Raw genomic sequence first — 9,469 nt, forward strand, 5'->3', positions numbered from 1 at the left:
AGCACTCACATCAGCTACACTGACCCAAGCAGCATAGCTAACCCCCGACGTGTCTACTTTCCGGGGGCCAGGCCCATGCTCCGGCTCAACGCACCGACCAAGCGATTATCTATATCCAATCGTGGGCTAAAGACGAGCTGGATAAGGACGACCCGGCAGACGTAGCTCGGGCTAATGCAGCAGGCTCTGAGCTGGCTCTACGGCTAACGCAGGGCACGGGAGTTCCGTTTACCGTTGCCACGCATACCGACAGTAAAAGCGGCTGCGTCCATAACCATATCGTCTTTGCCAACCACGACACTCGAACGAAGAAGGCTGCGCCGAGGGACATGCGTAACTGGTACAAGTTGCGCCATATCAACGACGAGTTGATGCGCGATTTGGGGATGCGTGTCTTAGAGCGGGAGCCAGAAATATCGCTACTTCCTGCCGAGCGCAGGGCACGCAAAGAGGGCAAGTCCACAGACTCGACGGGCTTGGAAGTAGATGAATTAACCGCAAGCACGTGGGCGGATTTCGCGCGCAAGCGCATGGATGAACTGTGCGCGGATGAACGAGTCGCAGACGCAGACGAACCCCTAGAGAAGGCACTAGAGATTGCAGGCGAGTACAACCTGTCTCTTAAAGTGCAGCCCAATTCAAAGGCTGAAGGCGAGTCGTTGTCCGTGGCCCTGGTCGACGATGACGGTGAGGAGGCTTATTTTACGAACACTACGAAGGCCGGGCGTACCCGAAAGCGTAAGGCAGCTAAAGCTGGCTCGAAGCTAGGCCGCAGCTACTCGCTAGAGGGGATTACCGAGCGCGTTAATGAGGCTCAATCAGCACTCATTGGGCAAAAGCTTGCAGCACTTGAAGCTAATTCAACTGATGACGACCTGGAGGCGCAATTCGGCTCCAGCCTTCTCGATGACGAGGAGGAAAACTACCACCCTAAGGAGAGATTCAACCATGGTTTCAGTAACCCAGATGACGCAGATGGCCGAAGCAGCGGCGAAAGGCAAAATAGAGAGCGCCTTGAAGATTCTCAGTCCACGCCTGGACAAAGCGGAGAAGTCTATCAACAATCTACAGGAGGACTTGAAGAGCCTGCCGGAGAACGCGGGGGACATTCTCCGTGGTCTGCCCGACGACTTCTCAACGAGATTGACGCAAGCGGAAACCGAATTAAGAAACGTAAAAAGCAATCTCGCCAAGAACGAGAACTACGTGAGCAGCAGTCAGTTCCAGGAAACGATGGTGGACGTGGATCTGTTGATCGTCGGGCTGATAAAGAACATCGAGTCACTGCCCAACGGCCTGGAGGGGGCAAACGGGTATCTCATCGAGATAAGTCAGCAAATGTCGCAGCTCGCAGAGACGCAACGACTGGTGCTCGAAGCAGCAGAAAGCCCTATCCATCTCGACAAGGCTTCCAGCCAAGCAGTAGCCCAGAGCCTCAACGCTCAGATGACTTCGAGCCTGACTTCTAGCCTGGAGCCACTGGTAGAAACGGCTGTCTCTGGGGCAATGTCGAAGGAGTCTGAAAGCCTGCACAAGGCAGCGCAAGAGTCCGAGAAGGCTCGCAGTGCCTTGCTCCAGGAGAAGAAGGCCAACGAAAAGCTACTGGAGGAGATACGCGAAGAACGCAAGCAATATAACGACGACATGGAGAAGTCGAACACTCGCTTTATTAAGACCTGCATGTCTGTCTCGTGGATTGCAGCTAGTGCTCTCGTCGCTGCTATTGCACTCTTTGCTGTCGGAGCCTTGGGAGAGGGGCTGCTAACTATGCTCGGCATACCCGACGGCGTGTCTGCCCTGTGGGGCCACGTCCAGGAGGCCGACGGCACCGCCCCAACACTGGGCTGGCTGGCATTAACACTTACCGTTATAGCGGTACTTATAGCGCTGATGACCTGGATGCTGTCCCAGGCTGTGCCAGGTATTTCTCACTTGGTCGAAGAATACCGTCTCAAGCACCCGAGGAAAGGGACGAGCCATTAACGAGAACACGTGAGCCGTAAAAAGTTAAAAAGCCCCACAACAGAAGCGTAGCGGTTAAACCGCTACGCTTCTTTTATGCTCTCTCTAGCGCTCGGTACAGCGTTGGACGAGACACATCAAAGCTGCGAGCAACGCTAGAAACGCTCCAGCCGCTATCGACCATGTTACGAGCAGCCTTAGCTTGCTCAATAGACAGTTTGAGCTTGCGACCTGCTACACGTCCCTGGCTGCGAGCATAGGCAACACCGTCGCGTGTGCGCTCTCTAATAAGGTCTCGCTCCCACATACCGATACAAAAAGCAAATACAAAAACCCGAAAATGGGTCGAATTGCACTCGTGTTATGGTGCGTGCATATCGCAACACAGCACAGCAAGATCGCAACACGGTGCGTAAAAATCGCAACACGGTGCAACAGCAGTATAACTATTTTCTCTACTACCCACTATTACTACCAATGATTACAACCCCATGATGCGAGGAACAGAAAAAGCGCAACAGCGATTAATAGCTTTATGCTATTGAATTAAAGACAGCGACCTGCCAAAATACCATACTGATTATGATTGTCAGTGCTCACAGTAGCAGAATATGCCTACGTGTTGCGATTTTAATATACAGATCGCAACAGAAAAAAGCTACCTCTACCTGCTATAACGCTACACGTAACTGTCATATGTTGCGATTTTGTTGCGATCTGTTGCGATCTTGATCAAAAATCGCAACAGACTATCACTACTAGTCACAGCATATAAATTCACGCAAAAAGAGTGCTATGTTGCGATGTTGCGATTTACAGCTCACCTTTATATATACATATATTTACTATTACCACTTAAATCTTTAATTACTTACCTCTTCACATAAGCATGAGGAAAAAGCGCAACATCGCAACAAATTTACAATTTACCTACTGTGACCTGCTAAAACACGTGTTGCGATCTGTAGAAAAAATCGCAACAAATCGCAACAAATCGCAACAAAAGCGCAACACGTTATAAAACCCCAGGTCACAGCCTTGTTGTCGTGAGAAATACCAGATTGCTGTAATCGCAACGAAACCGCAACACTGCGACACAATAAAAATATGTAACTGTGACCTATAACACTGTTAAAAATAGCCACACTGCACTATATGTCATAACAGTGCAACATCGTGCTACGTGTCCGGTTACTGTGCTGTACGGCAACCCAATGCAACGTTCACCACGTGCATTGCTTGTACACCGCCCACAAGCCCGCTACAGCCCTCTGTGGCCATGGAGCGAGTCCGCATAGCACCTAGTGTCACTCAACGCGGCATACGGCTATACAGCCGTCTTTTACTACTATGTGCTACATCACATATAAAGCCTCTTGCCACCTATTGATATATCTGTCATACTGGGGGGGTTAAGCGTTACTACTGCGGTTAAAGGGTAAAGAAAAAGCACCTGTAACCGGGTGCCAAACACGAAAAAACGCCCGGCAACAGTTCATGCACACTGCACACAACACAGCATTTCTTTTACATCGTGTCTCAAATGCTGACATTGCCTAGAATTGCAACTATTACAAGGCCGCAATGCAAAAAGGACAACATCAATGAAGGTTCATTCCTCAGCTAGCGAGGACAAGATGTTGACCATGAGCTTATCGGCAGAACGAGACGTGTCGAGTTCTGGCTCTAGGACTTTTAGGCTCACGCCTTCGCCATCAAGGTCAGCAACAGTCTTTACTACTTCAGCAATGCTGCGACCGAGACGGTCAAGACGAGTAACGACGAGGCTGTCGCCGTCCCGAAGAAAGCTCCGCGCTGCTTCAAGCCCTGGACGCTGGGATTGAGCGCCAGAGGCAGTATCAGAGTAGATGTGTTTGCTATCACAGCCAGCAGCAATGAGGGCTTCTTCCTGAGCGGCAAATGATTTTGATACCTCCCCACAGCTAAAGCTGGGGGATTCCTGAATCGGCGTGCTGTTTCTTGCGTACAAGATCCAGTCTTACCGCGTCAACTTCAGCAGGGTTGTAACCAGCCCTGTTCAGCATGTTACGACTTGCGTTTTTATAGCTGTCAGCTGCGTAACCACAAGTAGAACATGTAAATATACGATCAGAAAGTGTTAATGCAACCTTGGCTCTCGTATTACACTGAGAACACTCCTGATATGTCTAATCTAGGCGATATTCCTCCCCATGTCTAAAGACAGGGGCTTCCTATCGCCTTTTCGGTGAAAATCGTTCTGATTGTTTCTTTTCCTTTCTAGTGCTTGTTGATCCAGTCTGCGCCTACCTGTGCGTCAACACCGCCATACGGAACGTGGTTCATTAGCCCCTTGGTGATGTTGATGTAATCCTGTGGCTGGTAGTGTACTGCTTCTTTTACCAGTTCAACAAGGGGGATCTGGCCGTGTAGGGCGTTCATCTTCATGTGGGGGGATACCAGTCCGCGGTACTTTTCCGGGTAGTTACAGATAGCGTCTCCGCTGTGGCAGACCTCTAGCACGTTGGGGGCTAGGTCTCCGAACCCGCCATCGAGGTGTCCAAGTGCGCCGGTAGCGCCGGACATGTCGGTAGGCCATTGTGCGGCCCCGTTTCCGCCCTGATAGGGGTTTGCATAGAGAACTGCGGACGCGAGTTTATCCTTACGGAGTGGGCCACGGCCCCGTGCGGAGTCGTTAAGGATACGTGCGGATACGTCGGCACCCTCGGAGTAGCCTACGAGACTGATTTTACTGTTTGGGCAGTTGTTTTGAATCCGGCGGATTGCGGCAGCTGTGCGTTGGTATCCGTCATTGGAGGAGTCTTGGTAGGTGGATACTGCGAACGGGAATGCTTGGTATCCAACGTAGGTTACGTTGGTGTCTGGCTGTAGTCCTAGCTTTACGCCCATTTGTGCGGTGATTGATCCGTGTGGCAGCTTTTCTGGCACGCCGGGGACGGTGTTTGCGCCGCCTGGCACGAATACGACTTGCTTGCTTGCACAGTTTAGGAATGACTGCGGGTTTTGCGAGGTGGGTAGTGCGGTTGCGGTGGGTGCAGTGATTGCGGTGATTGTGGAAATTGCGGCAGCGGCGGCAGCGGCGAGAATCTTACGGGTTCGCATTTTTGTCTTTCTGTGTGTGTTTGTTTCTTATAAGTGTCGTCATTTGATACCTCCCCATGTCTAAAGCCGGGGGGTTCCTGAATCAGCGTGCTGTTTCTCGCGTACAAGATCCAGTCTTACCGCGTCAACTTCAGCAGGGTTGTAACCAGCCCTGTGTAGCATGTTGTAACTCGCGTTTTCATCACAGTCAGCTACGTAACCACAAGAAGAACACGTAAATACACGGTCCGAGAGTGTCAATGTAACCTTGGCTCTCATATTACACTGAGAACACTCCTGATATGTCTAATTTTATGTCTAATTTAAGCGATATTTCCCCCATATCTAAAGACAGGGGCTTCCTATCGCCTTTTCGGTGAGCGTAGCGGTTTAACCACTACGCTTCTTTTAATCTCTCTAGCGCTCGATACAGCGCTGGACGAGACACGCGGAAGCTGCGAGCAACAGCAGACAGGCGCCAGGCGCTATCGACCATGTTACGAGCAGCCTACTTCGGGCATGACGCGAAGAAGAACAAAATCTGGGCCCTCAAGGAGATGGATGCCGACCACCTCACTGCTTGGTCGAAGGGTGGCAGCACTAAAGAGAGCAACTGCGAGCTGTTGTGTAAGTCCCACAACCGCGCGAAGGGTAACGCTTAGGGGCGTGTCGGGCAGCATCACTTCCAAACCGGCTTAAGTGACAAAATGCCATCACTAAAGTCCCGATTTGAGTCCCAGGACGTGCTCCTTAAGAGAAATAACTAAAGCCCCTACCAGAGTTTTCACTGGTAGGGTCTTGGAAGTTGGTAGCGGGGGCAGGATTCGAACCTACGACCTCGTCGTCAACGGAGCGACGATCTTCCCCCGGATGCTGTTTTTCGTCGAGGAACAGACCCAAACAACCTCCCGACTAGGCAGAACGCAGGGAACCACCACAGTGGAGTCCTACCGCACCTCGCTGGAAAAAGAGCCGTGGAAGTCCCAACCATCCTGGTCAGCGCCCCTGCCCAGCAGGTACATCTTCGACGTTCACCTTGGCTCCACGCTTGCCCCCTTCGGCCTATTGGAGCCGTGGCGGGCAGTGCTGCCCATTGAGCGCCAGCAGCTGATGGACGAGCAACAGATCAACAACGCGGACAACGGCATACGGGACTGGTGGCGTGACGTATCCCAACGCTGGGAGGACAACAAACCAAGCATTCCAAGCTGTCCTTGATGGAGAGCTTGGATTACCAGCGCAAGCTATCGAAGCAGCTCAACGCTGTAAAGCACCGCGTGCTCTACAGTGCATCCGGAAACACTGTCGCTGCTGCTCGAATCGCTGACCCCGAGCAGTATTCGAGCATGCCCTGTATTGGATGCCCACCAGCAGCGAGAACGAGGCGAAGTACCTCACCGCAGTCCTTAATGCACCGGTGACGACCGAGATGGTGGCAGAGTACCAATCCCGTGGCCTGTTCGGCGCTCGGCACATCGATAAAAATGTGCGGCGGTTGCCGATCCCGAAATTCGATCCAGCTTACCCACTACACATGCAGCTGGTTGATCTCGCATCCAGAGCCGAGAAGATCGCAGCCGGAGTGGACGCGGGAAACTACCGTTTCCAGAGGCACCGCCGACTTGTGCGCGACGCGCTCGCCAAGGCCGGGATCACCGAGCCAATGAACGCAGCCGTGAAAACCCTTCTGGGCGAGGACGACTAGAAGAAGAGGTCTGGTCGCCTGCGGAGCTGCCGCGCCCATACCCCACTTCTTGTGGTGGTTGTAGAAGAAAAAAAGGGGGCGCATTTACTACCACTGCGGTATCTCGCTTACTCCGGCTGACGCCCTGCGTTTTCCGCCCACATACGCACTCCCACAGAAGCAGCAGTCAGGACAATAATGAAAATGGCCACTAAGCCGGCCCCTATTACATCAGTTAGCCACAAAACGAAAAGCACCAAAGAAGCGGCTGCCAAAGCGAGCAAAACTCCGATTTTTATCTTCTGTACCTTGTCCATGTCCATAGCGCCATTATTCAAAATAAAAACCAACCGCGTGGGAAGTTTCCCCGTTTTCGAAGAAATCTCCTCCAATCCTAAAAGCGTCCTCGGAGGGCTGCTTTTCCACTTCATGTCTGTAGTGGAAAACGCTCGTTTTCCTCTCGCGGAGTGCTCCTTATTTCTCGATAGGACTGTATAAATGCAGGTAGAACTATATGCAATTAAACATATGTTAAAGCATATGTTGTGTCATATGCCGTAACATATGTCCCGCCATACGGCAGGCCTGACGACTGCGCATAGCTTGACAGGCGGCTACACAGCTTTCCTCCTGCAGTACGGCAACTTCGCTTTGACGCCTTCGATTACTTGCCTTTATGTTTAGCCTTCTTTTTAGCAGCACGGATCTGAAATTTCCGTTGTGCTTCTTCGCGCCGAGCGATCCGCGAAGCTTTCTTCTTGTTTGCGTTAGCTAATTCGAAATTTAACTTTGTTGCTTCTTGGGCTTTCGAGGACACTCCTGAGGTCTTGCGTTGCTCCTTATTGACTTTCCGCTGCAGGCGTTTGGGATTTCCTCGCTGTGGCTTTTCAATAGTGCCAGGTATAGGTGCGGAATGATGGGCACGTTTGACTAGGGAAGAACCGTTGACGAGCAGCCACTCATAAAGTTCGGCATTATTAGGCTCTGGGCCGAAAACTACTCGGACGGCGCGGAGTTGGTTGTTGCTGGAAGTCTCGTAGACTCCGCACCAAAATTGTCCATCGTGAAAAAGGGTGAATTGAGCAGGCAAAGTTGTCTCCAGGTACGCTAAAGCGGACCTGACGACGCTGGATTCCTTAGCCCTCGTGAGGGAAAGAGCTAAAGCGACGGATAACACTGGCTAGTGCTATCGCTCAGACTTCCTACTGAGACTGTGCGTTTTGCGCATCAGGATCTTACGGGAGGTAACACTAACGCACCCTGACTTTTAGAAAAATGCAGCACACGGGCTGTGCACACTCTCCCAATAGGATAAGCATCAGTCCCAGAAAGGAGAAGAGGAATGTACATAATCATCGTCCTGGCTGCACTGGTGTGTGCCGCCGCCTTGGCCGTCCAGACCATCCGCCGCGAACGGCCACAAGACCGTATGCGTTGTGCCGTGATTGGGGGCGGAACCAGCGTGGCAATGGTTTTGGGGGCTTATCTTCTTTTTACCCTCGCGGAGCTGCCGCTAATTTTTACCGTACTTATTGTGTCGCTTGGTCTACTCGCCCTGTGGGCCGGCATTTTTGGAGCCCGGCTCAATGCAAGAACCAGCAGGTAACCCCACGTGATAGCGAACATACGCTAACGCATATGCTATAGCGCATGTCTTGCTATATGTTTCGCCATATGGCAAGACATATAGCAGGTCTCACGGATACGCGGAAGGCGGTACGCGGCTGCACAGCTTTCCGCGTGTAGTAGGAAACGGGTCTACGGGCTTAGTGTGGGAGTATTGCGAAACCCCCGCGCGCGCATTAGCCTAAAATACGACAGCACAGTTCACCTTTGAATTGCGGCTGCACAATAAAAGGGCCCCAACCGACTGGTACTCGGTTGAGACCCTCGGGCCTAAAGACCCACGTGAAGCATCGCCGCGGTGAGCTTCACTGTTACGGTCGCAAGTGTTATGACCTTGATTGCCACATCGAGCCATCTAAGCTTCGTGGCGTCAAGGCCTTTTCTTTTGCGACCGGGTGTATCCAATGAGTGTTTACCCATTGTCTACCTCCCCTTGCGTCGTAGGGTTGTCCACTCGCCTGAAAAAGGGCGCGCGGGACAGCCCACGTCACGCGCGGGCCACACCGCGCACCGACGAGGAAGTCACGCCCACACCCCACCACAAGTAGCGGGGTGTGATTGTGAACCAGCACTAACGCTAGCAGCCACCCCTGATGAGACCTAGAAGCGTGATTCCACCCCTGCCCTTATAAGGTTGTTCACGAGGCAAAATGCAGTGTCCCACAGAATATGGCGCTTAAGCGCTATTCAGACGAGGTCAATGCAGAGAACCGGCGAAGCTTTCAGTGGAGTTGGTTGTGCCAGGCAACCGCGAGTGCCAGGGCGTGACAGCTACATAGGCAAGGAAGTCGCGTAAGCAACTTTCGCGGCAACGCGAGAACCATGAACTAACACCACGCACAACGACATCCATCCGCCAGTGCCCACCAAAGCCCCAACTCGACTAACCAAATAATCACGAAGCGCCCCGCACAGGGCGCTTTCGTTATGCTCAAATATGGCTGCGCATATCTACCGTAACGAATCGAATACAATGCCAACCAAAAAGGAGTATTAAAGGCTCAAACCACTAACGGTGATTGGACTAAACAACGTCTAACTGAAGCGTCCTGGGTTTAGTTCCTACCTCAGCTAAGGAAGGATTGAACTATGCCTAGAAAGTATTCCGTCGAGTTC

10 protein-coding genes and 3 pseudogenes are annotated in these 9,469 nt (G+C 52.1%); 6 read left to right on the forward strand and 7 right to left on the reverse strand.

The genetic code is table 11. The annotated features are described in order from the left end of the window. Window positions 1-95: 95 nt before the first annotated feature. Both QP971_RS10990 and QP971_RS10995 read left to right on the forward strand, forming a co-directional pair. Window positions 96-374, forward strand: a pseudogene (locus QP971_RS10990) (relaxase/mobilization nuclease domain-containing protein); the annotation flags it as partial. 574 nt (window positions 375-948) lie between these two features. Next, window positions 949-1,983 carry a hypothetical protein gene (locus QP971_RS10995; protein ID WP_284811878.1) on the forward strand — a complete coding sequence of 345 codons (1,035 nt, stop codon included), beginning with the start codon at window positions 949-951 and terminating at the stop codon, window positions 1,981-1,983. 73 nt (window positions 1,984-2,056) lie between these two features. Here the strand turns inward: QP971_RS10995 and QP971_RS11000 are convergent, their stop codons facing one another. The 5 genes and pseudogenes from QP971_RS11000 to QP971_RS11410 all read right to left on the reverse strand — a co-directional run. Then, window positions 2,057-2,269: a helix-turn-helix domain-containing protein gene (locus QP971_RS11000; RefSeq protein WP_284811880.1), complete on the reverse strand. Its 213-nt coding sequence runs from the start codon at window positions 2,267-2,269 to the stop codon at window positions 2,057-2,059. 1,305 nt (window positions 2,270-3,574) lie between these two features. Continuing rightward, window positions 3,575-3,952, reverse strand: coding sequence for a recombinase family protein (locus QP971_RS11005; RefSeq protein WP_284811882.1), 378 nt, complete (start codon window positions 3,950-3,952; stop codon window positions 3,575-3,577). Then, a pseudogene (locus tag QP971_RS11405) lies at window positions 3,906-4,118 on the reverse strand (hypothetical protein); the annotation flags it as partial. The gene QP971_RS11005 and the pseudogene QP971_RS11405, both read right to left, overlap by 47 nt. Before the next feature lie 103 nt (window positions 4,119-4,221). Continuing rightward, window positions 4,222-5,064 (reverse strand): cutinase family protein, encoded by an 843-nt coding sequence (locus tag QP971_RS11010; protein ID WP_284811883.1) that lies wholly within the window; start codon window positions 5,062-5,064, stop codon window positions 4,222-4,224. A gap of 60 nt (window positions 5,065-5,124) precedes the next feature. Then, window positions 5,125-5,337: pseudogene (locus QP971_RS11410) on the reverse strand (zinc ribbon domain-containing protein); the annotation flags it as partial. Between the two features lie 200 nt (window positions 5,338-5,537). Here QP971_RS11410 and QP971_RS11015 point away from each other — a divergent pair. From QP971_RS11015 to QP971_RS11025, 3 genes are all read left to right on the forward strand, one after another. Continuing rightward, entirely contained in the window at window positions 5,538-5,705 is a 168-nt protein-coding gene (locus QP971_RS11015; protein WP_284811885.1) for an HNH endonuclease, read from the forward strand. Window positions 5,706-5,982: 277 nt separating this feature from the next. Then, window positions 5,983-6,261 (forward strand): hypothetical protein, encoded by a 279-nt coding sequence (locus tag QP971_RS11020; protein WP_284811888.1) that lies wholly within the window; start codon window positions 5,983-5,985, stop codon window positions 6,259-6,261. Window positions 6,262-6,403: 142 nt separating this feature from the next. After that, the gene (locus tag QP971_RS11025; protein ID WP_284811890.1) at window positions 6,404-6,748 is read left to right on the forward strand and encodes a hypothetical protein; all 345 of its coding nucleotides are present in this window, start codon (window positions 6,404-6,406) and stop codon (window positions 6,746-6,748) included. Between the two features lie 107 nt (window positions 6,749-6,855). Here QP971_RS11025 and QP971_RS11030 read toward each other — a convergent pair whose 3' ends face one another. Further along, the gene (locus QP971_RS11030; RefSeq protein ID WP_284839644.1) at window positions 6,856-7,119 is read right to left on the reverse strand and encodes a hypothetical protein; all 264 of its coding nucleotides are present in this window, start codon (window positions 7,117-7,119) and stop codon (window positions 6,856-6,858) included. 272 nt (window positions 7,120-7,391) lie between these two features. Beyond that, a complete protein-coding gene (locus tag QP971_RS11035; RefSeq protein ID WP_284811894.1) occupies window positions 7,392-7,817 on the reverse strand; it encodes a YjdF family protein in 426 nt (141 codons plus the stop codon). Between the two features lie 252 nt (window positions 7,818-8,069). Between QP971_RS11035 and QP971_RS11040 the strand changes: the two genes are divergently transcribed. Next, window positions 8,070-8,333, forward strand: coding sequence for a hypothetical protein (locus tag QP971_RS11040; protein ID WP_284811896.1), 264 nt, complete (start codon window positions 8,070-8,072; stop codon window positions 8,331-8,333). Window positions 8,334-9,469: the final 1,136 nt, after the last annotated feature.

Source organism: Corynebacterium marquesiae (genome assembly GCF_030229635.1).
Classification (GTDB): domain Bacteria; phylum Actinomycetota; class Actinomycetes; order Mycobacteriales; family Mycobacteriaceae; genus Corynebacterium; species Corynebacterium marquesiae.